The organism is gamma proteobacterium symbiont of Lampromicra miyakona, from assembly GCF_059730895.1.
Genome location: NZ_AP035932.1, coordinates 2,723,630 through 2,749,288 on the forward strand (window position 1 = coordinate 2,723,630; position 25,659 = coordinate 2,749,288).

General features: G+C 60.3%; 24 protein-coding genes and 1 riboswitch. Of the genes, 8 read left to right on the forward strand and 16 right to left on the reverse strand.

Annotated elements, in window-relative coordinates; genetic code table 11:
- Positions 1–46 precede the first annotated feature (46 nt).
- The 3 genes from AC6I8P_RS12705 to AC6I8P_RS12715 form a co-directional block, all read right to left on the reverse strand.
- The gene (locus AC6I8P_RS12705) at positions 47–2,488 is read right to left on the reverse strand and encodes a DUF3772 domain-containing protein (protein WP_058775310.1); all 2,442 of its coding nucleotides are present in this window, start codon (positions 2,486–2,488) and stop codon (positions 47–49) included.
- Between the two features lie 224 nt (positions 2,489–2,712).
- Positions 2,713–3,651 (reverse strand): D-alanyl-D-alanine endopeptidase, encoded by a 939-nt coding sequence (pbpG, locus tag AC6I8P_RS12710; RefSeq protein WP_136547062.1) that lies wholly within the window; start codon positions 3,649–3,651, stop codon positions 2,713–2,715.
- 224 nt (positions 3,652–3,875) lie between these two features.
- Positions 3,876–4,463 (reverse strand): Yip1 family protein, encoded by a 588-nt coding sequence (locus AC6I8P_RS12715; RefSeq protein ID WP_021508475.1) that lies wholly within the window; start codon positions 4,461–4,463, stop codon positions 3,876–3,878.
- A 164-nt stretch (positions 4,464–4,627) separates the two neighbouring features.
- Between AC6I8P_RS12715 and AC6I8P_RS12720 the strand changes: the two genes are divergently transcribed.
- On the forward strand, positions 4,628–5,203 hold the full coding sequence (locus tag AC6I8P_RS12720; RefSeq protein ID WP_021508476.1) for a DedA family protein: 576 nt from the start codon (positions 4,628–4,630) through the stop codon (positions 5,201–5,203).
- Here the strand turns inward: AC6I8P_RS12720 and AC6I8P_RS12725 are convergent.
- Positions 5,200–5,979 carry an SDR family oxidoreductase gene (locus AC6I8P_RS12725; protein ID WP_058757839.1) on the reverse strand — a complete coding sequence of 260 codons (780 nt, stop codon included), beginning with the start codon at positions 5,977–5,979 and terminating at the stop codon, positions 5,200–5,202. The genes AC6I8P_RS12720 and AC6I8P_RS12725 overlap by 4 nt on opposite strands.
- A 118-nt stretch (positions 5,980–6,097) precedes the next feature.
- On the opposite strand from AC6I8P_RS12725, the gene AC6I8P_RS12730 reads away from it, so the two are divergent.
- Together AC6I8P_RS12730 and AC6I8P_RS12735 are read left to right on the forward strand one after the other, a co-directional pair.
- Positions 6,098–7,912, forward strand: coding sequence for a glycoside hydrolase family 15 protein (locus AC6I8P_RS12730; RefSeq protein ID WP_021508478.1), 1,815 nt, complete (start codon positions 6,098–6,100; stop codon positions 7,910–7,912).
- A 199-nt stretch (positions 7,913–8,111) separates the two neighbouring features.
- Complete coding sequence (locus AC6I8P_RS12735; RefSeq protein ID WP_058757840.1) at positions 8,112–9,224, forward strand: L,D-transpeptidase family protein; 1,113 nt, start codon at positions 8,112–8,114, stop codon at positions 9,222–9,224.
- A gap of 98 nt (positions 9,225–9,322) precedes the next feature.
- On the opposite strand, the gene AC6I8P_RS12740 is transcribed toward AC6I8P_RS12735, so the two are convergent.
- A complete protein-coding gene (locus AC6I8P_RS12740; RefSeq protein WP_498030652.1) occupies positions 9,323–10,348 on the reverse strand; it encodes a transporter in 1,026 nt (341 codons plus the stop codon).
- A 166-nt stretch (positions 10,349–10,514) separates the two neighbouring features.
- Here AC6I8P_RS12740 and AC6I8P_RS12745 point away from each other — a divergent pair, with 166 nt between their 5' ends.
- Positions 10,515–12,122 (forward strand): inorganic phosphate transporter, encoded by a 1,608-nt coding sequence (locus AC6I8P_RS12745; protein ID WP_132465473.1) that lies wholly within the window; start codon positions 10,515–10,517, stop codon positions 12,120–12,122.
- Here the strand turns inward: AC6I8P_RS12745 and AC6I8P_RS12750 are convergent.
- The 4 genes from AC6I8P_RS12750 to AC6I8P_RS12765 all read right to left on the reverse strand — a co-directional run bounded on the left by AC6I8P_RS12750 (position 12,106) and on the right by AC6I8P_RS12765 (position 16,486).
- On the reverse strand, positions 12,106–13,305 hold the full coding sequence (locus tag AC6I8P_RS12750) for an MFS transporter (RefSeq protein WP_498030653.1): 1,200 nt from the start codon (positions 13,303–13,305) through the stop codon (positions 12,106–12,108). The two genes, AC6I8P_RS12745 and AC6I8P_RS12750, sit on opposite strands and share 17 nt — an antisense overlap.
- A 174-nt stretch (positions 13,306–13,479) precedes the next feature.
- Positions 13,480–14,442 carry a tRNA dihydrouridine(16) synthase DusC gene (dusC, locus tag AC6I8P_RS12755; RefSeq protein WP_498030654.1) on the reverse strand — a complete coding sequence of 321 codons (963 nt, stop codon included), beginning with the start codon at positions 14,440–14,442 and terminating at the stop codon, positions 13,480–13,482.
- A gap of 4 nt (positions 14,443–14,446) precedes the next feature.
- The gene (gene rhlE, locus AC6I8P_RS12760) at positions 14,447–15,853 is read right to left on the reverse strand and encodes an ATP-dependent RNA helicase RhlE (protein WP_059011182.1); all 1,407 of its coding nucleotides are present in this window, start codon (positions 15,851–15,853) and stop codon (positions 14,447–14,449) included.
- Between the two features lie 240 nt (positions 15,854–16,093).
- Positions 16,094–16,486, reverse strand: coding sequence for a YbhQ family protein (locus tag AC6I8P_RS12765; RefSeq protein WP_021508485.1), 393 nt, complete (start codon positions 16,484–16,486; stop codon positions 16,094–16,096).
- Positions 16,487–16,662: 176 nt separating this feature from the next.
- Between AC6I8P_RS12765 and AC6I8P_RS12770 the strand changes: the two genes are divergently transcribed.
- The 3 genes from AC6I8P_RS12770 to AC6I8P_RS12780 are packed head-to-tail and all read left to right on the forward strand — an operon-like array spanning position 16,663 to position 19,630.
- Complete coding sequence (locus AC6I8P_RS12770; RefSeq protein ID WP_021508486.1) at positions 16,663–17,424, forward strand: endonuclease/exonuclease/phosphatase family protein; 762 nt, start codon at positions 16,663–16,665, stop codon at positions 17,422–17,424.
- Entirely contained in the window at positions 17,421–18,665 is a 1,245-nt protein-coding gene (clsB, locus tag AC6I8P_RS12775) for a cardiolipin synthase ClsB (RefSeq protein WP_058757843.1), read from the forward strand. The genes AC6I8P_RS12770 and clsB overlap by 4 nt, the downstream gene beginning before the upstream one ends.
- Positions 18,665–19,630, forward strand: coding sequence for a lysylphosphatidylglycerol synthase domain-containing protein (locus AC6I8P_RS12780; RefSeq protein ID WP_021508488.1), 966 nt, complete (start codon positions 18,665–18,667; stop codon positions 19,628–19,630). Before clsB ends, AC6I8P_RS12780 begins: the two co-directional genes overlap by 1 nt.
- Positions 19,631–19,766: 136 nt before the next feature.
- Here the strand turns inward: AC6I8P_RS12780 and AC6I8P_RS12785 are convergent, their stop codons facing one another.
- The 7 genes from AC6I8P_RS12785 to moaA all read right to left on the reverse strand — a co-directional run bounded on the left by AC6I8P_RS12785 (position 19,767) and on the right by moaA (position 24,409).
- Positions 19,767–20,474: a Bax inhibitor-1/YccA family protein gene (locus AC6I8P_RS12785; protein ID WP_021508489.1), complete on the reverse strand. Its 708-nt coding sequence runs from the start codon at positions 20,472–20,474 to the stop codon at positions 19,767–19,769.
- Between the two features lie 57 nt (positions 20,475–20,531).
- Positions 20,532–21,626 (reverse strand): DUF1615 domain-containing protein, encoded by a 1,095-nt coding sequence (locus tag AC6I8P_RS12790; protein WP_481657751.1) that lies wholly within the window; start codon positions 21,624–21,626, stop codon positions 20,532–20,534.
- 82 nt (positions 21,627–21,708) lie between these two features.
- Entirely contained in the window at positions 21,709–22,161 is a 453-nt protein-coding gene (moaE, locus tag AC6I8P_RS12795; RefSeq protein WP_010616036.1) for a molybdopterin synthase catalytic subunit MoaE, read from the reverse strand.
- Positions 22,162–22,163: 2 nt separating this feature from the next.
- Positions 22,164–22,409 (reverse strand): molybdopterin synthase sulfur carrier subunit, encoded by a 246-nt coding sequence (gene moaD / locus AC6I8P_RS12800; protein WP_021508492.1) that lies wholly within the window; start codon positions 22,407–22,409, stop codon positions 22,164–22,166.
- On the reverse strand, positions 22,402–22,887 hold the full coding sequence (gene moaC, locus AC6I8P_RS12805; protein WP_058757847.1) for a cyclic pyranopterin monophosphate synthase MoaC: 486 nt from the start codon (positions 22,885–22,887) through the stop codon (positions 22,402–22,404). The genes moaD and moaC overlap by 8 nt, the downstream gene beginning before the upstream one ends.
- A gap of 2 nt (positions 22,888–22,889) precedes the next feature.
- Entirely contained in the window at positions 22,890–23,405 is a 516-nt protein-coding gene (gene moaB / locus AC6I8P_RS12810) for a molybdenum cofactor biosynthesis protein B (protein ID WP_058769469.1), read from the reverse strand.
- A gap of 17 nt (positions 23,406–23,422) precedes the next feature.
- Complete coding sequence (gene moaA, locus AC6I8P_RS12815) at positions 23,423–24,409, reverse strand: GTP 3',8-cyclase MoaA (protein WP_058781280.1); 987 nt, start codon at positions 24,407–24,409, stop codon at positions 23,423–23,425.
- Positions 24,398–24,534, reverse strand: a riboswitch (molybdenum cofactor riboswitch). Its footprint overlaps the gene before it by 12 nt.
- Before the next feature lie 194 nt (positions 24,535–24,728).
- On the opposite strand from moaA, the gene AC6I8P_RS12820 reads away from it, so the two are divergent.
- On the forward strand, positions 24,729–25,631 hold the full coding sequence (locus tag AC6I8P_RS12820; protein WP_021508496.1) for a gluconeogenesis factor YvcK family protein: 903 nt from the start codon (positions 24,729–24,731) through the stop codon (positions 25,629–25,631).
- The last annotated feature ends 28 nt before the right edge of the window (positions 25,632–25,659 follow it).

The window sequence follows — 25,659 nt, forward strand, 5'->3', positions numbered from 1 at the left end:
AGGCAAACCTTAGCGCAATGAATTGCGCCGCTACGGTCTCATGCCATTATGGCAACGCTTCACCTTCATTCTGCGTCGCCGGCAGCGCGCGGCGTTCGATAATCATGGTCTGCGGCGTCGACAGCACGATGCCCTCTTTGCGCAGGCGCGTCAGGATATCGAACAGCAGATCGCTTTTCGCACCGGAAATCTGGCGCTGGCTGGCGACGTTGCCGGTCACGCTCAGCACAATGCCGGCCGGCGTCAAATCTTTAAACGAAACCGACGGCTCCGGCGTTTCGAGAATACGCTCGTTCTCGCGATACACGTCCAGCAACAGTTCGCGCACCTGCACCGGATCGATATCCAGCGGGAAGGTCAGCTGAATCGTCACCACGCCCTGCGCATTGCCCATGGTGGCGTTACGCACGTTCTGCGAAATCAGCTGCGAGTTCGGCACAATCACCGTGGATTTATCGCCCAGCTGAATCTCAGTCGCACGCACGTTAATACGGCGAATATCCCCTTCGATGCCGCTGATGCTCACCAGATCGCCGACCTTCACCGGACGTTCGGTCAGCAGGATCAGACCGGAGATAAAGTTCTTCACGATCTCCTGTAAGCCGAAACCGATACCCACCGACAGGGCGCTGACGATCCACGCCAGCTTGTTCCACTGCAGCCCCATAATCGACAGCGTCAGCAGGATAATCAGCACGTAGCCGATATTGCTGAACAGCGTCACCAGCGATACGCGCATGCCGATATCCATGGTGGTCTTCGGCAGGAACTCTTTGTCCAGCCAGCGCCGCACCGAGCGCAGCACGTAGATACCCACCACCAGACACAGAATGGCGTTCACCATGTGCGCCGGCACAATGTTGAGCGACTCCAGCCCTTTGCCACCCCAGAACTCAATGACTTTCTGGATCAGCTCAATCGGCGTGGACGAGGCAAACGTGCCGTTGAGCAGCGCCAGCGCGACAAACGCCACCAGCAGAGTTTTCCCCACGGCGCTGAGCAGCGTTGCGGCCTGCTGCAGGTAGCGCTCGTCAATATTCAGTGAGGTCTGCAACCGCTTGCCGGTCGCGTTGTTGGTGGAGAACAGGCTTTCACAACCGTCGTTGATCAGATGACTGAGGAAGTAGAACGAGCCAAACAGGATGCCGCACCAGATCACTTCATAGCTAAGGAAGCGCGCCAGCGTGACGTAGCCGACAATCAGCGAAACCAGAATCGCCACGGCGGTGACCGTCAGCGCCAGCTGCACCAGGCCGACGATGGTCGGACGCGCTTCCGGCGGATTGCCGGCCTGCGCCATGCGACGACGCACGCGATTGGTGCGCATGCTGATCGCCAGCCCGGTGCTGCCAATCAGCAGCGCCGTCAGGCCGTTAGCAAAAATGGTGGTGTTCAGGCTGGTGCCGACCGTGTAGTTAAACGACTCGGCGGTCTGGAAGATAAACACCAGCGCGGCGGTAATCGGCGGGAACGGCTTCAGCGCCAGCGCCACTTCACTGGAGATGCTCGGCAGACGCCAGCTCGGGCGGCGCGTTGACAGAAATGCGCGGCCGAGACCGGCGATCAGTCCGCAGTAAACGCTGAGCTGCACCAGACGGCTGATAAAATCCTGCACGTCGCTGGATACTTCATCGCGGCGCACAAACGCCAGCGAGAGAAAGTTAAAGGTCAGCACCACGGCCGCCAGCGTAGTCAGCGCAATCGCCGCGGCGAGGAAGCTGCGTCGCAGCCGCCCTTCCGGCAGTTTGTGAATGCTGACCCACGCCAGAAACTCTTCGCTGTAACGCCGGCCCAGCGTCATCACCAGCAGCGCCGCCAGCAGCCAGCCGACCGTGCCCACGCGCCAGCCTGGCTCCCACGACAGCGCGGCGGTATCCTGCAGCTCGCTGATAAAGTCGCCAATTTTTTCGCCATCCAGGTCCTGACGGCTGAACAGCGGTGACCAGAAGCGCGGTCCTAAAATACTGCCGGAGTTGAGCGCCAGCTGGCTTTTCAGCTGATCGCGCCGCAGGTTGACGATCTGCGAGGACAATACCAGCGCCCCGTTTTTGATGCCGTCGGCCTGCTTGATCTGATCATCCAGCTTGCCCTTCTGATTCTCCAGCGCGGCGCGTTTGCGCGTCACTTCCGGCGTCTCTTTCACGCCGCTGTCTGCCTTCGGCGCCGGGCCAAGCACCGCCAGCTGCGCATCCAGCTGCTGACGCTGCGGAATCAGCGCCTGGCCCAGGGTTTCCGCATTACCTGACAGCTCCAGCGCCATCTCATTGAGCTGGTTGAGCTGGTTTTCATTGGTATCGCCAGACACCTGGCCCTTAATTTTGTCGAGGATCTTCTGCATCTTCGGCAGTTCAACCGCCGGATTGACCTTCGGTGCCGCGTCTTCTTCCTGCTGCGCGGGCGCGGCGTTGTCATCCGCATAGCTGAGCGCCGGCGTGAATAACACCAGTAGCAGCAGGAACGGGGTAAACAGAGAACGAAACTTGAACATATGAGTGAGATTCCAGCGCAATAACAGCCTATAAATGCAAGGTTGACCGTGAATGGTCGCCAGTGTAGGACTTTGCCGTCAGGGAAACTATAGGAATGGTGGCGTAAAACATTGGTGCTAACGATAAGAAATTTTGTTCATTTAAGCGCCGTTGACAGTCAGCCACGCGCCACCACGACACACGGCGCACTCCCTTGCGCCGCTACGCTGAGTAACAGGTTGCGTTACTCCACGTCCGCACTGCTGGCAAGCTGCGACGCTTTCTGCTTTTTGTACGCCAGCGCGGCCGCCGGCACCGGCGCCGCCTTGCCGGTTTCCAGCCAGTCGCGCAGGCGGTTGGCATCGGCAAAGTGGGTATATTTGCCAAACGCATCCAGCACCACCAGCGCCACTGGACGGTTATTAATCATGGTACGCATTATCAGGCAGTGACCGGCCTCGTCGGTGTAACCGGTTTTGGTCAGCTGAATGCGCCAGTCATTTTTGTACACCAGGTGGTTAGTGTTGCGGAACGGCAGCGCGTAGCTGGGGTGTTTAAACACCGCCGTCTCCTCTTTGGTGGTGCTCAGCTGACCAATCAGCGGATACTGGCGCGTGGCCTTGAGCAGCTTCACCAGATCTTCCGCACTGGAGACGTTATGCAGCGACAAACCGGTCGGCTCTACGTAGTGGGTGTGCGTCATGCCGAGCGCGCGCGCTTTGGCGTTCATGGCGCGGATAAAGGCGTCGTAACCGCCGGGATAGTGATGCGCCAGGCTGGCCGCCGCGCGGTTTTCCGAGGACATCAGCGCCAGCAGCAGCATGTTGCGGCGGCTGATTTCACTGTTGAGCTTCACGCGCGAGAATACGCCGCGCATTTCGGGCGTCTGGCTGATATCGACCGACAGCATTTCGTCCATCGGCAGTCGGGCATCCAGCACCACCATCGCGGTCATCACTTTGGTGATCGACGCGATAGGCCGCACCCGGTCCGGATGGCTGGAAAACAGCACTTTGTTATTATCGAGATCGACAATCAGCGCGCTGCCGGAGGCGATTTGCGGCTGGGCAATCGGCGCCAGATCGGACAGTTTTGCTGCGGCGGCCAGCGCCGGAGTCGTTACAGCTGGCGCGGCGACGAACAGCGCCAGCGACAGCAAAGAAATACGCATTTTTACAGACATCGTGTCAAAAAAATCCGGTGAGGAGGTTTGCGCTGTGTTGTAACACAGGCCGCCGGCGTCAGGCCTGATGCGACGCGGGCTGGCTGCGCTATCATACGCGCTCGTCTGCGAAATTTCTTAGGGAGATTGTTTCCGGGCGTTAAAAAAGGCGGGCATGACAAACGCTGCCAGACGCAGCGGGATCAGTCAGGTCGCCATGGCTGACGACCTGACCCTCATCACCGTCAGAACAAACGTGGTCCGTAGCCCCACAGAATCACCGTCAGCGCCAGCAGCACTTCGAACACCAGCACGCCAATCGCCAGCGTCGAGCCGGAGAAGCGCAGGCTCTCTTCACGGTCAATGTTAAGGAATACCGGGATGCCGACGTACAGCAGATAGCCGGTGTACATCAGCGCTAACGCTCCGGCCAGTACGCACAGCCACACCAGCGGATAGAGCGCCACCAGCCCGCTGATAAACAGCGGCGTCGCCACATAGCCGGCAAACACGGTACAACGCTGAATGCTGGGACGCTGCGGATAGTCGCGCGCCATCCAGTGAATGACCCGGCCCATCACCGCCACACCGCCTAAGATGATCAGGTAAAACAGAATGCCGAGACCAATACCGGTCAGCATGTTGAGTTGCACGAACTGCCCTTCGCCCAGATTCCAGCCCAGCTGCGTAGTGCCAATAAAGGCGCAGATCACCGGGATCGCCGCCATCAGCAGAACGTGATGGGTGTAGTGGTGCGAAACGCTCTCGTTTTCCTGCTTGATATCACGCATCTCCTGATTGGGATGCGCCAGAAGACCCCAGACATGATTCATACAATCACTCCTCTGATGCGACGGGCTGCCCCAGCGATCAGGCTGTCCAATGCAGGCAGCTTCAGTTCAAGTATAATCGGCGCGGCTGTTTTTGCGGCCAGCGGCACAAAAAAAGCCGCAGCCAGCTAGACTGTTAGCTGTATCGCTTACCCAGGGAGGAAAAATTGCACATCGATATCAATGGATTAATCACCCAGTACGGTTACCTGGCGCTGCTGATTGGCTGCATTGCCGAAGGCGAAACCTTTACCCTGCTGGGCGGCGTCGCGGCGCACGAGGGCCTGCTGCATTTCAGCGGCGTGGTGCTGGCGGCGATGGGCGGCGGCATTATTGGCGATCAGCTGCTGTTCTGGCTTGGCCGCCGCTATGGCACACGCATTCTGCGGCGCTTCCGCAAACATCAGGACACCATTAAAAAAGCTAACCGGCTGATTCAGAAGCACCCCAGCCTGTTTGTGATTGGCGTGCGCTTCATGTACGGCTTTCGCCTGATTGGACCGATTATTATTGGCACCAGCCGCCTTAAGCCGCTGCGCTTTTTCGTGCTTAACGTCATTGGCGCCGCGCTGTGGGCGCTGATTTTTGTCACCCTCGGCTACTTCGCCGGTGAAATCATCACGCCGTGGCTGCACAAGCTTGATCAGCACCTCAAGCACTTCATCTGGCTGGCGGCGGCAATTGTGTTCGGCATCGTGCTGCGCTTTGTGATTCGCCGCTGGAACCGCCGCCGCGCCGGTTAACTGTGGTAACCCTTGAACTGCGGGTTGGCCAGCATGAAGCCGCCGTCGACCACGAATGACTGCCCGGTGGTGTAAGTGGCCCATTCCGAGCACAGCCACGCCACCAGACTGGCGATTTCGCGCGTATCGCCAGGGCGGCCAATCGGGATTTCCGGCATGCGCCGGCTGTGCGCCTCGCTGTTGCTCATGTCGTTCATCGGCGTAGCGATGGCGCCCGGCGCCACGGCATTCACCAGAATGTGATGCGGCAGCAGGCTCAGCGCCATCGATTTGGTCAGCCCGCCAAGCGCATGCTTGGCCGCGGTATAGGCGGCGGCGTCCGGCAGCGGCGTATGCTCATGCACCGAGGTGATGTTGATGATGCGCCCGCCGTCGCCCTGATCCACCATATGCCGCGCGGCAATCTGGCCGCAGACAAAGGCGCCGTCTACGTCAACAGTGAAGACTTTGCGCCAGTCCTCAAAGGTCACATCAAGAAAATCGGCTTTGGTCATCACGCCGGCATTGTTCACCAGCACATCGATGCGGCCCAGCGAATTGATCAGCTGCGCCAGCTGCTGCCCGCCAGCCTGCGGATCGGACAGATCGAGCTGCCGCACCTGGGCCAGCTGGCCTTTACTCTCCACCAGCCGCGCGGTCTCCTGCGCGCCCTCTTCATCCGAGCGCCAGGTAATGCCGACGGTGTAACCGGCCTCGGCCAGCATCACGGCGCAGCTGCGTCCAATCCCCGAATCTGAAGCGGTCACTACGGCGACTTTCTGTTTGCCCAGTGTCATAACGTTCTCCTGCCTGATGGGTGTCTTCACAGTATAGAAGTTATCGTTCTGTGCCACGTCGCAGCCGATTCTGCCGTTTCGTCTATAGTTAACAATCGGATAGCGTTCAGGAGGCAGGATGAGCAAGATTAAACGCAGAATTGACGACCACGGCGTCATCGGTGATTTACGCACCTGTGCCCTGATCGCGAACGACGGCACCATTGATTATCTTTGCTGGCCTGAACTCGATAGCCCCTCCGTGTTTGCCGCCCTGCTCGACAGCGACGAAGCCGGCCTGTTTTCGCTGGCACCGCAGTGGCAAAACGCGCGCCAGCAGCAGCTCTACCTGCCCGATACCAACATTCTGCAAACCCGCTGGCTTGATGAGGCCGGCGTGGCGGAAATCACCGATTACATGCCGATCTGCGATGAGCGCAGCAAAGTGCCGCGCCTGGTGCGGCGGGTAAAAATGATCCGCGGCACCGCCACCTTTGATCTGCGCTGCGCGCCGCGCCACGACTATGCCCGTGCCGAAACGCGCACGGAGACGCGCCCCGGCGGTATCGCCTTTGTCGCCGAAGGCCAGCCGTCGCTGCGCCTGAGCGCCACGGTGGTGATGACGCGCGAACCGGACAGCGCGGTGGCGCAGTTTACCCTGCAGGCCGGTGAGCACGCCGAATTTGTGTTTGGCAACGATGACGATCCGCAGGTGCAGCATATCGCGACCGAGCGCTGCTTTCGCGATACCGTGGATTACTGGCGGCGCTGGAGCAGCCACAGCTCTTATCGCGGTCGCTGGCGCGAGATGGTGACGCGCTCGGCGCTGGCGCTCAAGCTGCTCACCTCGCACCAGCACGGCTCAATTGCGGCTGCCGCCACCTTTGGCCTGCCGGAAGAGCTGGGCGGCGAGCGTAACTGGGATTACCGCGCCTCTTGGATCCGCGATGCCTCGTTCAGCATGTACGCGTTGATGCGGCTCGGCTATGTGGAAGAAGCGCGTGACTTCACCCATTGGGTCGGCCGCTGCGTTGAGCACAGCCACGACGATACGCCGCATTTGCAGGTGATGTACCGCCTCGACAGCGGCACCGAGTTGCACGAGACCGAACTGCTCAACCTCTCCGGTTACGCCAACTCGCGCCCGGTGCGCATCGGCAATGATGCCTGGCGCCAGACGCAGCTGGATATTTATGGCGAGCTGATGGATGCGGTCTACCTTGCCAATAAATACGGCGAAGCCATCTCGCAGCGCGGCTGGCGCCATGTGTCCAGTATGATTGACTACGTCTGCGTTAATTGGAACCAGCCGGACGCCGGTATCTGGGAGATGCGCGGCGAGCCGGAGCATTTTCTGCATTCGCGCCTGATGTGCTGGGTGGCGCTGGACCGCGCACTGCGGCTGGGCATGAAGCGTTCGCTGCCGATGCCATACGATCGCTGGGACCGGGTGCGCAGCGAGATCCGCGACGACATCTGGCAGAACTTCTGGAACGATGAACTCGGCCACTTCACCGCCACGCGCGGCGGTAAATACCTGGATGCGTCGATGCTGCTGATGCCGCTGGTGCGCTTTGTCAGCTCGACCGATCCGGAGTGGATCGCCACGCTGGATGCCATTAAAACCCATCTGGTGAGCGACGGTTTAGTGCGGCGTTATAACATCAGTGAGACGCCCGCCGATGCGCTGACCGGTGGCGAGGGTGCGTTTGCCGCCTGTTCGTTCTGGTATGTGGAGTGTCTGGCGCGCGCCGGGCGGGTGCACGAGGCGCATTTCGAGTTTGAAAAGCTGCTGAGCTACGCCAATCCGCTGGGATTGTACGCCGAGGAGTTTACCTCGCACGGCAACGCGCTGGGCAACATGCCGCAGGCGCTGACCCATCTGGCGTTGATCAGTGCCGCGTTTTTCCTCAACCGTAAACTGAGCGGCGAAGTGACGCTGTGGCAACCGTAAGAAAATTCACATTTTGGGCGGCGTGGCAAAGAGAATAGTCTGTGAAACGTGGCGTTTTGCGTAAAGTATCTTCAACCAGCGAAAATCCTGATTCCCATCATTGCGCCTATGCACATATAATGCGCAGCGGGTTATTCTGACCCTGATGGGTTCGACACACTGACAAGCCATGAAAATGGCCATAACGACTTGTAAAAACATGAAAAAAAGCATTCGCGCGTTCGCTTCACTCGCCCTCGTACTGGCGGCGTTCAGCCAGTCGGCCTTTGCAGTCGTCTATCCGCTGCCTCCAGCGAATAGCCGCCTGATTGGCGAAAATATTGAAATCACCGTGCCAGACGACAGCAAACTGCCGCTGGAAGCGTTTGCGGCGCAGTACCAGATGGGCCTCAGCAACATGCTGGAAGCCAATCCGGGCGTGGACGTTTACCTGCCGAAAGCAGGCACTAAAATGGTGATCCCGCAGCAGCTGATTCTGCCTGACGCACCGCGTGAAGGCATCGTGATCAACAGCGCCGAGATGCGTCTCTATTACTACCCGAAAGGCACCAAAACTGTCGTGGTGCTGCCGATCGGTATCGGCGAGCTGGGTAAAGATACGCCGGTTAACTGGACCACCGCGGTTGAGCGCAAGAAGAATGGTCCAACCTGGACGCCAACCAAAGCGATGCACGCAGAGTACGCGGCGCGCGGCGAGAGCATCCCGGCCGTGTTCCCGGCAGGTCCGGATAACCCGATGGGCCTGTACGCGCTGTACATTGGCCGTCTGTATGCGATTCACGGCACCAACGCCAACTTTGGTATCGGCCTGCGCGTGAGCCACGGCTGCGTGCGTCTGCGTGCAGACGACATCAAATGGCTGTTCGACAACGTGCCAGTGGGTACGCGCGTCCAGTTCATTGACCAGCCGGTAAAAGCCACCGTTGAGCCAGACGGTTCGCGCTATATCGAGGTTCACAACCCGCTGTCGACCACCGAAGAGCAGTTCAACTCACGTGAACTGGTGCCAATCAGCCTGACGTCCGCCGTGACCAAAGTGGTGGCCGATGCCAGCACCAATCAGGATGCCGTGAACAACGCCATCCAGGCACGTACCGGTATGCCGACCAAAATCAACGGTCAGCCGGGCGAAGCCCAGCCTGCGCCGGTGATGGTACAAGAGTCTTCTGACGCGATGCCGAAAGAAGAGCCGATGACGCCGCAGGGTGCCACCGCCGTCGCGCCGCAGGCGGATGTGCAGCAGCCCGCTGAAGCCGCTCCGGTTGAGCAGGCCGCGCCGGCACAGCCTGCCAGTAACGGCAACAGCCTGTAAGGGTTCGCTGTCGATGATCAAGCCAGCCGCAGGGCTGGCTTTTTTATTGCCCGATCGCCGGGATCATTGTGCGATTGTGTCGCGGTGCAGTTGTGCGCTCAATCGTGTGGTCGGCGTAACGCCAGCCAGCCCGCCACCAGAGTAAACACCAGCACCACCAGCACTAACAGCAGAAAGCCGTGCGGATTGTTCGCCAGCGGAATGCCGCCCACGTTCATGCCAAAAAAACCGGCTACGATATTGATGGGCAGCGCCAGCACGGTGATTGAGGTGAGCAAAAACAGCGTTCGGTTGCTCTGCTCCATCAGGCGGGCAGCGATCTCCTCCTGCAGCAGGCGAATGCGCTCCATTAGACTGGCAAGATCGTTAAGCGCCACGCTGAACTCCTCGGTGAAAATGCGCAGCTCAGTGAGCGGTTCCCGGTTGAGCCAGTTTGGCGGCCGGTTAAGCAGGCGAAACAGCGCGGCCGGCTCCGGCGCCAGCAGCCGCTGGACGCGCAGCAGCATGCGGCGCAGATGGCCCAGCTCGCTGCGGTTGGCTTTGATCGCCGCGCTCAGCAGCCGCTCTTCTATCGCATCCACCGCCTGGCTGGAGCGCCGCACCACCTGCTCCAGCTGCGCTTCCTGTTCGCCGAGCAGCCACAGCAGCATCGCATCCGGCGCGCTGAAGCACAGCCGATCAATCTGCTGATGCATACGTTCAATCATGCCAACCGGGCGATAGCGCGCGCTGACCATCACCTGCGGCCGGCACCAGATCCACAGCGTCGCATTTTGCGTGCTGCGCTCCTCTTTACTGAAGGTGACGTCATTCAGCACCGCCAGCAGCGCATCGTTTTGCTGCGCCAGCCGGGTGCGTGGCGAGGCCGAATGAATCTCATCGAAAAAATCGTCATCTACGCTGAAATGGTCCTGAACCCAGCGCTCGGCGCGGGCATGATTCAGGTTAATGTGCAGCCAGAGAAAGCAGCCGTCGGGTAGGGTGTGCCGCGCCAGCTGCGCGGCCTCGCGGGCGTTGAGCCGCTGTGGCGGCGCATCCGGGTTGAACAGGTAACCGTGAATCAGTCCGGCGACTTCGTTGTTGAAGTCGGGCAGCGAGGCAAGCGGCAGGACAGGCTGGAGCATAGCGGCGTGAAGATCCCAGAGCGGTCAGATCCACAGCCTGCGACAGGTCTGTTACAGCATGATGACAGCCCGCGCTGGCATCATCATTCTGTCATACAAAACCCGTATCACACTGCAGTTAACGGGTGCCATTCGTGCATCGTTAATTCACCCCGGGGGGTGTGTTATGGCTGAAAACAGTTTACCTGCATCATCGTCCGCCAGCGGACGCCCTAATCTGCACCCGCGCAGCGGTCGCGCCTCGCGCGTGCTCTTTCTGCTGCTGCTGGTGGCCGGGCTGGTGTTCACCGGTATCAATCTGTTCAACGACGTGGAAGAGACCGGCGCGGTCGTCACCAGCTATACGCCGTTTCTGCTGCTTGGCGTGGCGCTGCTAATTGCGCTCGGCTTCGAGTTCGTTAACGGCTTCCACGATACCGCCAACGCCGTCGCCACGGTGATCTACACTCACTCGCTGTCGCCGGGCGTGGCGGTGGTGTGGTCCGGCTTGTGTAATTTCCTTGGCGTACTGCTCTCCAGCGGCGTGGTGGCGTTTGGCATTATTTCGCTGCTGCCGGTGGAGCTGATTCTGCAGGCGGGCAGCGGTCACGGTTTCGCCATGGTGTATGCGCTGCTGTGCTCGGCGATTGTCTGGAACCTCGGCACCTGGTATTTCGGCCTGCCCTCTTCCTCTTCGCACACGCTGATCGGCTCGATTATCGGCGTAGGCGTGGCGAATGCGCTGCTGCACGGCCGCAGCGGCACCAGCGGCGTCGACTGGGATCAGGCGGTTAAAGTCGGTTACGCCCTGCTGCTGTCGCCGGTGATTGGCTTCATCTGCGCCGCCGTGCTGCTGCTGGCCATGAAGGCATTGGTGCGCAATCGCCAGCTGTATCAGGCGCCGGAAGGCAATCAGCCGCCGCCAGCGTGGATTCGTGGTCTGCTGATCCTCACCTGTACCGGCGTCTCGTTTGCCCACGGATCGAACGACGGTCAGAAAGGCATGGGGCTGATTATGCTGATCCTGGTTGGCACCATGCCGATCGCCTATGCGCTCAACCGCTCGCTGCCGCCGGAGCAAATTCCGCGCGTGGCGGCGTTAACCCAGGTCACCGAACAGCAGTTGCTGACGCTGCAGCCACCGCCCGCCGCGATGCCGGCAGCGCGTGAGGTGCTGACGGAATATGTGCGCACCAGCCAGAACCGGCCGCAGGTGCTGCCGGCGCTCGGTATGATGCTCGGCGATATCGGCGAACAGATTCGCCAGTACGGTTCGGTAGAAAATATTCCGGCGCAGGCGGTCACCAATACGCGCAACGATATGTATCTCGCTTCGGAAACCATCAAGCATCTGCAATCGGCCAACGTCGCGCTGCCGGAAGAGACGGCGCGCAACCTGACGGCGGTGAAGCACGAGCTGGACGCGGCTACGCGCTTTATCCCGATGTGGGTCAAAGTGGTGGTGGCGATTGCGCTGGGTCTCGGCACCATGGTCGGCTGGCGCCGGATTGTGGTTACGGTGGGTGAGCGCATCGGCAAAACCCATCTAACCTATGCGCAGGGTGCCAGTGCGGAGCTGGTGGCGATGGCTACTATCGGCGCGGCCGATGCCTTTGGTTTACCGGTGTCGACCACCCATGTGCTGTCGTCCGGCGTGGCCGGTACCATGGCGGCCAACCGATCCGGCCTGCAGCTCGCCACCCTGCGTAATCTGGCGCTGGCGTGGGTGCTGACGCTGCCGGTATCGGTGCTGCTGTCAGGGCTGCTGTATGCGCTGTTTATTCATCTGGCCTGATAGGCTCTGAAGACTGCTGGTGCAGGCGCAGCGTAATCAGGAACGCGCCCAGCACCATCACTGCTGCCGCCAGATACACCGACTGCATGCCCCAGTGGCCGATTAACAACCCCGCCACCGGTCCGGTCAATCCCAGTCCCAAATCGAGAAACGCCGAATAGGTACCGAGCGCCGATCCCTGATCCTGCTGCTGTACCCGCTTCACCGCTTCCACGCCCAGCGCCGGGAACACCAGCGAGAAACCGCCGCCGGTGAGGAAGGCGCCAATATCCACCAGCCAGCTGCTGTCCGCCTGCCAGATCAGCAGCAGACCGGCGCCCTCCAGCACGAACGAGATCAGCGAGACCTGCAGCCCGCCGAAGCGCGTGATATAGCGCCCGCACGCCAGCCGCACCAGCACGAAGCCGAGGCTGAACAGCGTCAGCGCGAACGCCGCGCCGCTCCAGTCGCGACTGGCGAAATAAAGGGTAATGAAGGTGGAGATCACGCCAAAGCCGATGGTGCCAAATCCCAGCGCCAGGCCAAACAGCCAGACACGGCTGACCACGCGATGAAACGGAATGCGCACGCCGGCGCTGACGCTGACCGCCGGCTTGCCGGAGGCCATCCAGAAGCCGATCGCCCCCATCAGCGCGACCAGACCGGCAAAGCCGCTGATGCCAAAAATCTGATTCAGCAGCACGCCCAGCGGCGCACCAATCGCCATGGCAAAGTAAGTCGCGACGCCGTTCCACGAAATGACTCGCGCGGTTTGCCGCGGGCCGACAATATTCATGCCCCACAGCGTCGAGCCGGTACTGCTGAAACTTTCCCCGACGCCGAGGAACAGCCGCCCCAGCGCCAGCAACGTCAGGCTCAGCAGCGGCGCACCGCTGCACAGCGCGGCAATGATCGACAGCACGCCGCTCATGCCGCAGCACACCAGCCCCATCATCACCACGCGTTTCGGGCCGTAGCGATCGGCCAGCCGGCCAGAGTGCGGGCGACTGAGCAGCGTGGCGAAATATTGCAGACTGATGATCAGCCCGGCGATAAACGAGCTGAAGCCCAGCTGGTTATGCACAAACCCCGGCAGCACCGCCAGCGGCAACCCGACGGACAGGTAGCAAAAGAAGGTGAAAACGATGACGGAGAGGATGCGTTTATTTAACTGAGCATTACTCAGTACAGCGGCGTCAGACATGGAAGATGGCGTCAGAAACGTGGTGAAAGCGAAGGTTCACTATACCGGTTAGCAGACTAAGGATCGCGGCTTTTTTTGTTATAAGACATGGCGGCAGCGCACACTCTCGCGTGGTGATCGCTGGCTTGCCCGTTAACGCGGCGGACCTGACGGTTCAGGTACCACCGCTCAGGTTCAGATGCAGGACACCTGGGCCATGCGTGCGGCATGGCGTTCGATGGCGCTGGCGATCTCGGCGGAGACACGCAGCGTGCGGATCTCGCTAAACAGGCCGTCGGCCTCTTGGTAGGCTTTGCGCAGATAGCCCAGCCACTGCTTGATGCGCGCAACGTGGTAGTTGCCGGTATCACCCTGCTTTTCCAGCTGGGTGTAGCGCAGCAGCAGCTCAACCACCTGCGACCACGGCATCGGGGCTTCGTTGTACTTCACCACGCGCCCCAGGTTAGGCACATTGAGCGCGCCGCGCCCGAGCATGACCGCGTCGCAGCCGGTAATGCGCAGGCAATCCTGCGCATCCTGCCAGTTCCAGATTTCGCCGTTGGCGATCACCGGAATGGTCAGACGCTGGCGAATCTCACCAATCGCCTGCCAGTTGATGCTCTCTGCGCGATAGCCGTCCTCTTTGGTCCGGCCATGCACCACCAGCTCGCTGGCTCCGGCCTGCTGCACCGCATCGGCGATCTCGAAGCGCCGCGCGCCCGAATCCCAGCCGAGCCGCACTTTCACCGTGACCGGCAGATGAGACGGCACCGCCTCGCGCATCGCTCTGGCACCGCGATAGATCAGCTCCGGATCTTTCAGCAGCGTCGCACCGCCGCCGCTGCCGTTCACCAGCTTCGACGGGCAGCCGCAGTTGAGATCAACGCCCCACGAGCCCAGCTCCACCGCGCGTGCGGCGTTTTCTGCCAGCCACTCAGGATACTGGCCCAGCAGCTGCATGCGCACGCGTGTGCCGGAGGGCGTCCGGCTGTGATGGTGCAGTTCCGGACACAAACGGTAGAAGGATTTTACCGGCAGTAGCTGATCGACCACGCGTAAAAACTCGGTGACACACAGGTCATAGTCATTCACGCCGGAGAGCAGTTCACGTACCAGCGAATCCAGTACGCCTTCCATGGGCGCCAGTAAAACCCGCATACCGTTACGCGTTCCCGTTGCTCTTGGCTGCCGGACGACGTGAGCGCGCCGGTTTACCCGCGTTACCTGCCGCCGGGCCGTTGTTGCCCGAACGACGCGGTGCACGCGCCTCGCCCTGTGGACGCGCGCCGCCGTTACCGGCGTTGGCACGCTGACCATTACCGCCGCTACGGCTGCGCGATGCGTCAGCACCCTGCCCCGGCGCGCGGCCCTGGCCACGTCCGCGCGGCTGCTGCTGACGGCCATTCTGAATCGGCTCCGCCTTGATGCTCGGATCCGGCTCAAAGCCCGGCAGCGCAATGCGCGGAATTTCCCGCTTCAGCAGGCGCTCGATATCACGCAACAGCTTGTGCTCGTCCACGCACACCAGCGACAGCGCAGCACCGGTGGCCGCGGCACGACCGGTACGGCCGATGCGGTGCACGTAATCTTCCGCCACGTTCGGCAGCTCGTAGTTGACCACGTGCGGCAGCTCTTCGATATCCAGACCGCGCGCGGCAATATCCGTCGCCACCAGCACGCGAATGCCGCCGGTTTTGAAGTCGGCCAGCGCACGAGTACGCGCGCCCTGGCTCTTGTTGCCGTGGATCGCGGCGGCAGTGATGCCATCTTTGTTGAGCTGCTCAGCGAGGTGGTTAGCACCGTGCTTGGTGCGGGTGAACACCAGCACCTGCTGCCAGTTGTCGCGACCAATCATCAGCGACAGCAGTTCCCGTTTGCGCTTCTTATCGACAAAATGCACCTGCTGCGACACCTGCTCGGAAGCGGTGTTGCGGCGTGCCACTTCCACCTGTTCCGGGTTGGTGAGCAGTTTTTCCGCCAGCGCTTTGATCTCGTCTGAGAAGGTGGCAGAGAACAGCAGGTTCTGCCGTTTGGCCGGCAGTTTTGCCAGCACGCGGCGAATATCGTGGATGAAGCCCATGTCGAGCATGCGATCCGCTTCGTCCAGCACCAGGATTTCCACCTGCGACAGATCGACCGCATTCTGGTGCGCCAGATCGAGCAAACGCCCCGGCGTGGCGATCAGTACATCGACGCCGCCGCGCAGTTTCATCATCTGCGGATTAATGCTGACGCCGCCGAACACCACCAGCGAACGCATATTGAGGTACTGGCTGTATTCACGTACGTTTTCGCCAACCTGCGCCGCCAGTTCACGGGTTGGAGTGAGGATCAGCGCACGTACCGGACGGCGACCACGCGCCGCTGCCGGTTTTTCTGACAGACGCTGCAGCAGAGGCAGCGTGAAACCGGCGGTTTTACCCGTGCCGGTCTGGGCGCTCGCCAGCAGGTCACGACCGGCCAGCACCACGGGAATCGCCTGACGCTGGATTGGCGTCGGTTCACGGTAGCCCTGTTCTGCTACCGCACGCAAAATATCGGCATTCAAGCCGAGAGAGTCAAAAGACATGCAGGTGTATTACTCCGAACCGCCCTGATCGCGCTGCGCGATGTAGTTTTCAGGGGGGATATGACGCAGCCTCAAGGCCTGCGTGTGAAAAGGGCACAAACTACCATGCGTAAGAGCGGCAGTGTAGCAGCTTTCCGTAAGAACCGCGACCAGCAAAACGTGAGGGTGATGGGCCGCTGCGCGGTAGCGCATAAAAAAAGGAGCCGCAGTGGGCTCCTCTTTTCTTGCTGGCACGTCCGCTTAGCTGCGTTTTTTCTGTACGCGCTGCGGTGGCTCTTTGGCCAGCAGCGACACCAGCGCCGGGCCCACCAGCATTACCACGCCCAGACAACCAATCAGCAGATTGTTGTGGATGAAGCGTGAAATCAGGAACAGCGTCAGCATCGCCGCGCCGAAGTAGTATGTCGTCGTCACTTCTTCCAGAGAGTCACCAAAGCGGCGCAAACGGGCACTACGCTGCAGGGCCAGCATGGTGATGAACACCAGCGCATAAGCTGCCACCAGGGTACTGCTCACTTCGACCAGTGCCTTATGTTTCCAGCCCCACACCAGCGCCGCGATCACCAGCAGGTGGGTCGCAATATGCAGGCAGGTTTGACCGGTAACAATCTGAACACGATTAGACCATTTCATTCTCTTCTCCTGGCAGACCCAACAGGTCGCCCAAGTGTATCTGACCGCAGCCAGACGGATTTCCTCAATGTAAAGCAAATTTCGGATAACACCCTAATTTTCTGTCTCCAGCACCACCCATTTGTGACAAAGACTACACTTTGTTCTGTTGATGATGAAAAGGAGCGCGTCGCAGTATGCCACAAAACACGCAAGGATCTTCATTTAAAGTCCTGACGATCAATACCCATAAGGGGTTCACCAGCTTTAACCGTCGCTTTATCCTGCCGGAACTGCGCGACGCAGTGCGCGCGACCTCGGCGGATATCGTCTTTTTACAGGAGGTGATGGGCACGCACGCCATCCACTCCGCACACATTGAAAACTGGCCGGAAAATTCGCACTACGAATATCTTGCCGACACCATGTGGCACGATTTCGCTTACGGCCGCAACGCGGTCTATCCCGAGGGCCATCACGGCAACGCGATACTGTCACGCTTTCCGATCACCGAATACCAAAACCGCGATATTTCTGTCGCCGGCAGTGAGAAACGCGGCATGTTGCACTGCCAGATCAGCCTGCCGGATCGGCCGGAACCGATTCACACCTTGTGTGTGCACCTCGGCCTGAAAGAGAAGCATCGTCTGGCGCAGATGCGCATGATGTGTGAACTGATTGAGTCGCTGCCACCGGATGCGCCCCTGGTGGTGGCCGGCGATTTTAATGACTGGCAGGTACGCGCTAATCGATTTTTACAGCGCGGAGCCGGTCTGCAGGAGGTGTTTAGCATGAAAAACGGTCGCCCGGCGCGCACCTTCCCGGCGCGCTTTCCGCTGCTGCGTCTCGATCGCATCTATATCCGTAATGCGTCGGTGAGCCAGCCGTGGGCGCTGCCGGTGAAACCCTGGTCACACCTGTCCGATCATGCCCCGCTGGCCGTGGAGATCTTTCTATGAATTTCAGCTGGCGCGAAGGTAACCAGCTGCGACTGCTGGAAAATGGCGATCAATTCTTTCCGCGCGTCTCCGGCGCGATTCAGCGCGCCCAGCGTACGCTGCTGCTGGAGACGTTTATTCTGTTTGAAGATGAGGTCGGTAAGGCGCTGCACCGCGATCTGCTGGCCGCCGCGCAGCGCGGTGTTAAGGTGGAAGTGATGGTGGATGGCTACGGCTCGCCGGATCTTTCCACCCAGTACATCAACAGCCTGACCGAAGCAGGCGTGCGCTTTATCTATTACGATCCGCGCCCGCTGGTGATGGGCATGCGCACCAACGTGTTCCGCCGTCTGCATCGCAAAATTGTGGTGATTGATGAGGAGATTGCGTTTGTTGGCGGTATCAATTTCTCCGCCGAGCACAACACCGATTACGGGCCGGAGGCCAAGCAGGATTACGCCGTGGAGGTGAAAGGACCGGTGGTGCTGGACATCGCACGCTATGTACAGCAGGCGATCGGCAGCGAACAGGTAACGCGCCGCTGGTGGGGCGCGCGCTCCCAGCGCCTGGCGGTGAACGCCCTGCCCGGTGATGCGCAGGTGCTGTTTGTCTACCGCGATAACGATGAGCACCGCGATGACATCGAACAGCACTATCTCGATATGCTGCGCAAGGCGAAGCAGGATGTGATTATCGCCAACGCCTACTTTTTCCCCGGCTATCGCCTGCTGCGGGAAATGCGCAGCGCCGCCCAGCGCGGTGTGCGCGTGCGGCTGATTGTGCAGGGTGAACCGGACATGCCGATTGTCAAAGTCGGCGCCGAGCTGCTGTACAACTATCTGGTGGATGCTGGCGTTGAAGTGTACGAATACTGCCGTCGCCCGCTGCATGGCAAAGTGGCGGTGCAGGATCAGCAGTGGTCAACGGTGGGTTCCAGCAACCTCGACCCGCTCAGCCTGTCGCTGAATCTCGAAGCCAACCTGATCATCCACGACCACGCCTTCAACCAGACGCTGCGTGATAACCTTGAGCAGCTGCTGGCTGCGGACTGCGTGCGCGTCGATGAAGACAAGCTGCCGCCGCGCACCTGGTGGCAGCTGACCAAGAGCGTCATCGTGTTCCATTTCCTGCGCCATTTCCCGGCCATCGCCGGCTGGCTGCCTGCCCATACGCCCCATTTGTCTCAGGTCGATCCGCCGGTGCAGCCGGAAATGGAAACCCAGGACCGGGTTGAAGCCGATAACGAAGGAGCGAAACCCTGATGAGCAAAAAGAACCCGCGCTGGCAGTTAGCGAAAAAAATCCTTACCTGGCTGTTCTTCATTGCGGTGATCGTGCTGCTGGTGGTTTACGCACGCAAGGTGAACTGGGAGGACGTGTACAAGGTCATCGTCGGCTATAACCGCTACGTGGTGCTGAGCGCCGCCGCGTTAGTGGTGGTGAGCTACCTCACCTACGGTCTGTACGATTTGATTGGCCGCGCCTACTGCGGGCATAAGCTGGCGAAACGTCAGGTGATGCTGGTGTCATTCATCTGTTACGCCTTTAACCTGACGCTGAGCACCTGGGTGGGCGGTGTGGCGATGCGCTATCGCCTCTATTCGCGCCTCGGCCTGCCCGGCGGCACCATTACGCGCATCTTTTCACTGAGTATTGCCACCAACTGGCTGGGCTACATTTTGCTTGGCGGCGTAGTGTTTGTCGCCGGCATGGTGCCGATTCCGCCCGGCTGGTTCATCGGCGAAGGCACGCTACGGGTGATTGGTGCGGTCCTGCTGGCGATGGTGGCGGTTTATCTGTGGGCCTGTGCTTTCGCGAAGAAGCGCCGCTGGACGGTGAAGGGCCAGCATCTGCAGTTGCCCTCGCTGCGCATGGCGCTGTTTCAGTTTGCCGTTTCCTGCGCCAACTGGATGGTGATGGGCACCATTATCTGGCTGCTGCTGGCGCGTGAAGTGGATTATCCCATCGTGCTGGGCGTGCTGTTGATCAGCAGTATTGCCGGGGTGATTATTCATATTCCGGCGGGCATTGGCGTGCTGGAAGCGGTGTTCCTCGCGCTGCTCAGCGGCCAGCATGCCTCGCACGGTGAGATTATCGCCGCGCTGCTGGCTTATCGCGTGCTCTATTTTATTCTGCCGCTGCTGCTGGCACTGGTGCTGTATCTGTGGCTGGAGAGCCGCGCGAAGCATTTACGGCAGAAGAATGAGCGCAAGATGGCGGCGCGATAAGGCGTGCCAGGTGGAAGATGAAGAACGCGTAATACATTGCGCCGCTACGGAGAAGGTGAAACGGGCTGATAAGTACAAACCGTTCACCTCGCCGTAGCGGCGCGATTATTTTCACAGCCTTAATGGCTGGTTACTCTTAGCGACGGTTACCGAAAATCCGCAGCAGCATCAGGAACAGGTTGATGAAATCGAGATACAGCGTCAGCGCGCCCATGATGGAGAAGCGGCGCAGATTCTCTTTATCGTTAACATCAATGCCCTCACCGATGGCTTTCAGCTTCTGCGTGTCATAAGCCGTCAGGCCCACAAACACCACCACGCCGATATAGGTAATCGCCCACATCAGCGCCGGGCTTTTCAGCCAGAAGTTCACCAGCGACGCCAGCAGAATGCCGATCAGCGCCATAAACAGCAGGCTGCCGAAGCGGCTCAGGTCGCGTTTGGTGGTGTAGCCGTAAAAGCTCATGGCACCAAACATACCCGCGGTAACGAAGAAGGTACTGGCGATCGACGAGTAGGTATAAACAAGGAAAATACTCGCCATTGTCAGCCCGGTCAGCGCGGAATAGAGCATAAACAGCCCGGTCGCCACCGCACCGCTCATGCGCTGCACCATGCCGGAAAGCACAAACACCAGCGCCAGCTGCGCGATAATCAGGCCGAAGAAGGTGATGCGATTGGCAAACACCAGCTCCATGACGGCAGGCGTGCGCGCGGCAAACCACGACACAAACGCCGTCAGCAGTAAGCCACAGGTCATCCAGCCATACACCTGCGCCATATAGGTTTGCAGCCCGGTCGACGCCTGCTGCACGATTGAACCATTACGTGGATATCGATCCATGATGCACCTCTTTAAAAGTTACTGATAACGTCAGTGTGAAGTGTCCACCACCGATCGTCAACGGCGCGTCATACACTGCTGATATCGCCCGTCAACTCGCTGGGCAAACCACGCGGTGGTGAGATTACGGGTAATTTTCGGGCTCTCCAGCTTAATGCCCGGCAGCACTTCGCGCGGCAGACGTTTTCCCGCCATCTTATCGGCGAGGATAAAGGTCTGTTTCCACAGCGTGCTGTCGCTGAAGCTTTCGCTGTCGCCCTTCTCCAGATCGCGGCGAATTTCCCGCGGGCTCATGTCCAGCTGCTTCGCCAGCGTGCGCACCGCCAGTTCGGTGGCGCTCGCCTGTTCGCTGCCGTAGCGGATCAGGTCGCCGTCCAGCGCCAGTTTGATGCCGCTGGCACGCGCCACCGCAGCCTGGAACGCGGCGTTGCGGCTGGCGTACCAGCCGGCGTTGAAGTCAGCGAAGCGATACAGCGGCTGGCTGTACTCCACCGGATAGCCCAGCAGGTGCAGCGTGCCGAAGTAGATACCGCCGCGCCGGCTGAACACTTCACGCCGGATCGAACCGTCAATCGGGTACGGATAGCCCTGCGCATGCGCTTCGGCAAAGGCAATGCTGACCTGCATCGGCCCGCCGGTGTGGATTGGGTTGAGATTACCGAACAGCTTCTGCCCCATCGGCACCATATCGATAAAGTCATCGAAAATGGCGCTCAGCTCTTTCTCGCTGTGCACCTTATCGAGACGTGCCGCGTAGCTCTCGCCGTTGGAGGACTTGATCAGTAACGCGGTGCGCACCAGAAACGCCGGCACGTGCACGCTGGCGGCGCGGCGGTCAATCTCCGCCCAGGCGATTTTTGGCAGACCCGGCACGGTAGCATCGGCGCTGAAGTTAGATTCCTGATCGGTCACGGCGATCACCGCGCAAATGTTGCTGGCACTGGCGTCGATGTGCTGCACGCGCAGCGCGGTATAGATGTCGTCGGCCCAGGCCGATTTTTGCGTCACATGGGCGGGCAGCAATTGCTGAATTTGCGCTTTCACGTCAGCGGGCTGGCGGGCCGGCAGCTGCGGCTCCTTTTTGGTGCTGCATCCGGCCAGCACCAGCGCAGCCAGCAGCGCTGCGCCGCGTAATATCGTGTTGGTGTTCATCCTGCTCCCTGATAAGCCAGCAAAAACCGTACCTTACCGTTTTCGTGGTCTGGCGGCTATCAGCGCGGGCGGATTTTGCGCGCTAGTTCCAGCGTTCGGCGGCCTGATGGTCGCTGTCGCGGGCATCGACCCAGCGATCGCCCTGCGCAGTGGCTTCGCGCTTCCAGAACGGCGCGCGGGTTTTCAGGTAATCCATGATGAATTCACTGGCGGCAAAGGCGCTGCCGCGATGGGCGCTGCTGACGCCAACAAACACGATCTCATCACCAGGGAACAGTTCGCCTACGCGATGAATCACCGTTACCTGCTGCAGCGCCCAGCGCTGACGCGCATCTGCCACAATCTCTGCCAGCGCTTTTTCCGTCATACCCGGATAGTGCTCCAGCGTTAACGCGGCCACGCTGTCGCCGAGATTATGGTTGCGGACTTTGCCGGTGAAGGTGACGACCGCGCCGTCGCTGTCATGCGCCGCCAGCAGCGCATACTCTTCGCCAACGTTAAACGGCGCACTGCCGACGCGAATTCGGGTTGTCATGCTCAGCCTCCGGTAACCGGCGGGAAGAACGCCACTTCATCGCCGGCGCGCAGCGGATGGTTCATCGGCACCAGCGTCTGATTCACCGCCGCCAGCAGCTTGCCGGACTCCAGCGCCAGCGCCCAGCGATCGCTTTTCTGCGCCAGCGCAGCGCGCAGCGTGGCGACGTCAGCATACTCTGCCGCCAGATCCAGCGCGGCGGTGCCGGTCAGTTCGCGCACCTGGGCAAAAAACAGCACCTTAATCATGGCGCACCGCCTGGAAATCACCGGATTTACCGCCGCTTTTGCTCAGCAGCCGCAGCTGGTCGATAACGATATCTTTCTGCACCGCTTTACACATGTCGTAGATGGTCAGCGCCGCGACCGAGGCGGCAGTCAGCGCTTCCATTTCCACGCCGGTTTTGCCGCTCAGGCGACAGCGCGAGGTAATGCGTACGCGGCTGTGCTCCGGCTCAGCCACCAGCGTCACCTCGACTTTGCTCAGCATCAGCGGATGGCACAGCGGAATCAGTTCCCAGGTGCGCTTCGCCGCCTGGATGCCAGCAATGCGTGCGGTGGCGAACACATCGCCTTTGTCGTGACTGCCGTCGAGGATCATCTGCAGCGTGGCCGGCTGCATCAGCACCAGCGCTTCCGCCTGCGCTTCTCGCACGGTGTCAGTTTTACCGGAGACGTCCACCATGTGGGCTTCGCCGGCCGCGTTGATATGGGTTAACGAGGACATGCTTATAACTTCTTCAAATGTGAGACAAAATTACACGGACGCGTACGCGCATCCAGTTGGGCTTCAATGATCCGCTCCCATGCACTGCGGCAGGCACCGGTTGAGCCCGGCACGGCGAACAGCAGCGTCTGGTTGGCCAGACCGGCCACCGCGCGTGATTGCAGCGTCGCGCTGCCGATCTCCTCGTAGGAGATCATGCGAAACAGTTCGCCAAAGCCGTCAATTTCGCGATCCAGCAGCGGCAGCAGCGCTTCCGGCGTACTGTTTTTACTGTTAAAGCCGGTACCGCCGTTAATCAGCACCACCTGCACATCTTCACTGGCGATCCAGCGCGACACCGTGGCGCGGATGCGATAACGGTTGTCCGGAACAATGGCGTGATCGACCACCTGATGCCCGGCTTCGGTCAGCGCCTCACGCAGATAGTCGCCGGAGCTGTCACTGCTGGCGTCGCGGCTGTCAGAGACGGTCATCACCGCCGCATTTAAGGCGACAAAATCGCCGGAAGGTTTACCCATGGCCGTAACTCCTGTGTTTAGCCACCAATGAAGGAGAGGTTCTGCGTGATGCCGGTATTGCCCTGATGCAGGAAATGCGTCTGCTTCTTCTGCCCGAGGCTATGAGCGATGCGCGCCTGCAACTCGGCCTGCTGATCGTCTGAAGCCAGCAGATCGCGCAGCGGCACGCCGCCGTCGCCAAACAGGCACAGATGCAGGTTACCGATCGCCGATACGCGCAGGCGATTACAGCTGGCGCAGAAATCTTTTTCATACGGCATGATCAGGCCAACTTCACCCTGATAATCCGGATGGCGGAACACCTGGGCCGGGCCATCGCTGCGGCCGCGCGGCTGGCGCTGCCAGCCCTGCATGATCAGCTGATCGCGGATCACCTCGCCGGACACATGATGACGGCGGAACAGATCGCCGCCCTCGCCGGTTTCCATCAGCTCGATAAAGCGCAGCTGAATCGGCCGGGTGCGGATCCACGCCAGAAAGGTCTCCAGATTGTGGCTGTTGACGTCGCGCATCAGCACGCTGTTGACTTTGACGGTGCTGAAACCGGCATCAAAGGCCGCATCAATCCCCGCCATGACTTCGTGAAACTTGTTCTGCCCGGTAATGGCGTGAAACTGCCGTGCGTCGAGGCTGTCGACGCTGACATTGATATGGGTGAGGCCTGCCGCACGCCAGGCGCCGACGTCGCGCGCCATGCGGTAGCCATTGGTGGTCATGGCGATCTGGCGGATTGCCGCGTTGTCGCGCACGGCGGCAATGATATCGGTGAAGTCGCGCCGCATCGAGGGTTCGCCGCCGGTCAGGCGCACTTTTTCGGTGCCCGCCGCCGCAAAGGCACGCGTCACGCGACGAATCTCATCCAGCGAGAGAAAACTTTTGTTGTGCACGCCGTTCGGCCGGTAGCCGTCGGGCAGGCAGTAGGTACAACGGAAGTTACACACATCCGTGACCGACAGGCGCAGATAATAAAAGCTGCGCGCATAGGCATCTGTAAATTGTGGCACCTGAACACCTTTCCAAAGTACGGGAGATGCAGTCATTTCTTTCTGCACCCTGGCAGCTCGCGGCTGCGGCCAGGCATCCATATCACACGACTTAGGAACGCAAGGCTTGGGAGTCTGTTGTCATTGTGGACAACACGGTTAAAGCAAATGGTAGCGCGATTTGACGCTCGCATCCATCGGCATTTATCGCTATATATATTGATACATAACGTTATTTCACCGCATTTTCGCGACAGGATACGGTAAAATGCGCGACAGATATTGATACACATCAGTTGAACGCCGTCTGCACCTCACGTGCGGCGTTTTAAGGAGCAGCATGAATCGTACCCTGGCAGATTTGGATCGCGTGGTGGCACTCGGCGGCGGCCACGGCCTTGGCCGCGTGATGTCGGCGCTGGCGCCGCTGGGCTCACGCCTGACCGGCATCGTCACCACCACCGACAACGGCGGATCCACCGGCCGCATACGCCGTTCAGAAGGCGGCATTGCCTGGGGCGACATGCGCAACTGCATTAATCAGCTGATCACCGAACCCAGCGTGGCCTCTGCCATGTTCGAGTATCGCTTTACCGGCAACGGCGAACTGGCCGGGCATAATCTGGGCAATCTGATCCTGAAAGCGCTCGATCACCTCAGCGTGCGTCCGCTGGAAGCCATCAACATTATCCGCAACCTGCTGAAGGTGGATGCGTTTCTGATTCCGATGTCAGAGCAGCCGGTGGACCTGGTCGCGCAGGATAGCGAAGGTAATATGGTGTACGGCGAAACGGCGATTGACGAAATGAAGCAGGCGCCGGAAGAGCTGATGCTGCACCCCAATGTGGTGCCGACGCGTGAAGCGCTGGACGCCGTCGCCGAGGCCGATTTGATCCTGATTGGTCCCGGCAGTTTTTACACCAGCCTGATGCCGATTCTGCTGATGGAGGAGATGGCACGCGCGCTGCGCCGGACGCCCGCCACCATGGTGTTCATCGGAAATCTCGGGCGCGAACTGAGTCCGGCGGCGGCCAGCCTGACGGTCGCAGACAAGCTGGCGATGATGGAAAAAGCCATTGGCAAACGGGTGATTGACGCCGTGGTGGTCGGCCCGTCAGCAGACACGCGCGGCGTCACTGAGCGGTTGATCGTGCGCGAACCGCTGGAAGCCGCCGATATCCGCTATCGTCACGACCGCCAGCTGCTGCGCCGCGCGCTGGAACATGCCATTCAGGCGGTTTAGCCGGCGCGCAACGCGACCGCCGGCTTCA

What these genes read in the sequence shown, in the direction of transcription:
- moaE (WP_010616036.1), bottom strand. Translation starts at nt 22,161, where the DNA reads ATGACAACCCGAATTCGCGTCGGCAGTGCGCCGTTTAACGTTGGCGAA.
- pbpG (WP_136547062.1), bottom strand. Translation starts at nt 3,651, where the DNA reads ATGTCTGTAAAAATGCGTATTTCTTTGCTGTCGCTGGCGCTGTTCGTC.
- AC6I8P_RS12730 (WP_021508478.1), top strand. Translation starts at nt 6,098, where the DNA reads ATGAGCAAGATTAAACGCAGAATTGACGACCACGGCGTCATCGGTGAT.
- moaD (WP_021508492.1), bottom strand. Translation starts at nt 22,409, where the DNA reads ATGATTAAGGTGCTGTTTTTTGCCCAGGTGCGCGAACTGACCGGCACC.
- AC6I8P_RS12740 (WP_498030652.1), bottom strand. Translation starts at nt 10,348, where the DNA reads ATGCTCCAGCCTGTCCTGCCGCTTGCCTCGCTGCCCGACTTCAACAAC.
- AC6I8P_RS12705 (WP_058775310.1), bottom strand. Translation starts at nt 2,488, where the DNA reads ATGTTCAAGTTTCGTTCTCTGTTTACCCCGTTCCTGCTGCTACTGGTG.
- AC6I8P_RS12780 (WP_021508488.1), top strand. Translation starts at nt 18,665, where the DNA reads ATGAGCAAAAAGAACCCGCGCTGGCAGTTAGCGAAAAAAATCCTTACC.
- dusC (WP_498030654.1), bottom strand. Translation starts at nt 14,442, where the DNA reads ATGCGGGTTTTACTGGCGCCCATGGAAGGCGTACTGGATTCGCTGGTA.
- AC6I8P_RS12725 (WP_058757839.1), bottom strand. Translation starts at nt 5,979, where the DNA reads ATGACACTGGGCAAACAGAAAGTCGCCGTAGTGACCGCTTCAGATTCG.
- AC6I8P_RS12785 (WP_021508489.1), bottom strand. Translation starts at nt 20,474, where the DNA reads ATGGATCGATATCCACGTAATGGTTCAATCGTGCAGCAGGCGTCGACC.
- AC6I8P_RS12735 (WP_058757840.1), top strand. Translation starts at nt 8,112, where the DNA reads ATGAAAAAAAGCATTCGCGCGTTCGCTTCACTCGCCCTCGTACTGGCG.
- AC6I8P_RS12790 (WP_481657751.1), bottom strand. Translation starts at nt 21,626, where the DNA reads ATGAACACCAACACGATATTACGCGGCGCAGCGCTGCTGGCTGCGCTG.
- moaB (WP_058769469.1), bottom strand. Translation starts at nt 23,405, where the DNA reads ATGGGTAAACCTTCCGGCGATTTTGTCGCCTTAAATGCGGCGGTGATG.
- moaC (WP_058757847.1), bottom strand. Translation starts at nt 22,887, where the DNA reads ATGTCCTCGTTAACCCATATCAACGCGGCCGGCGAAGCCCACATGGTG.
- AC6I8P_RS12750 (WP_498030653.1), bottom strand. Translation starts at nt 13,305, where the DNA reads ATGTCTGACGCCGCTGTACTGAGTAATGCTCAGTTAAATAAACGCATC.
- AC6I8P_RS12745 (WP_132465473.1), top strand. Translation starts at nt 10,515, where the DNA reads ATGGCTGAAAACAGTTTACCTGCATCATCGTCCGCCAGCGGACGCCCT.
- AC6I8P_RS12715 (WP_021508475.1), bottom strand. Translation starts at nt 4,463, where the DNA reads ATGAATCATGTCTGGGGTCTTCTGGCGCATCCCAATCAGGAGATGCGT.
- rhlE (WP_059011182.1), bottom strand. Translation starts at nt 15,853, where the DNA reads ATGTCTTTTGACTCTCTCGGCTTGAATGCCGATATTTTGCGTGCGGTA.
- clsB (WP_058757843.1), top strand. Translation starts at nt 17,421, where the DNA reads ATGAATTTCAGCTGGCGCGAAGGTAACCAGCTGCGACTGCTGGAAAAT.
- AC6I8P_RS12770 (WP_021508486.1), top strand. Translation starts at nt 16,663, where the DNA reads ATGCCACAAAACACGCAAGGATCTTCATTTAAAGTCCTGACGATCAAT.
- AC6I8P_RS12820 (WP_021508496.1), top strand. Translation starts at nt 24,729, where the DNA reads ATGAATCGTACCCTGGCAGATTTGGATCGCGTGGTGGCACTCGGCGGC.
- AC6I8P_RS12765 (WP_021508485.1), bottom strand. Translation starts at nt 16,486, where the DNA reads ATGAAATGGTCTAATCGTGTTCAGATTGTTACCGGTCAAACCTGCCTG.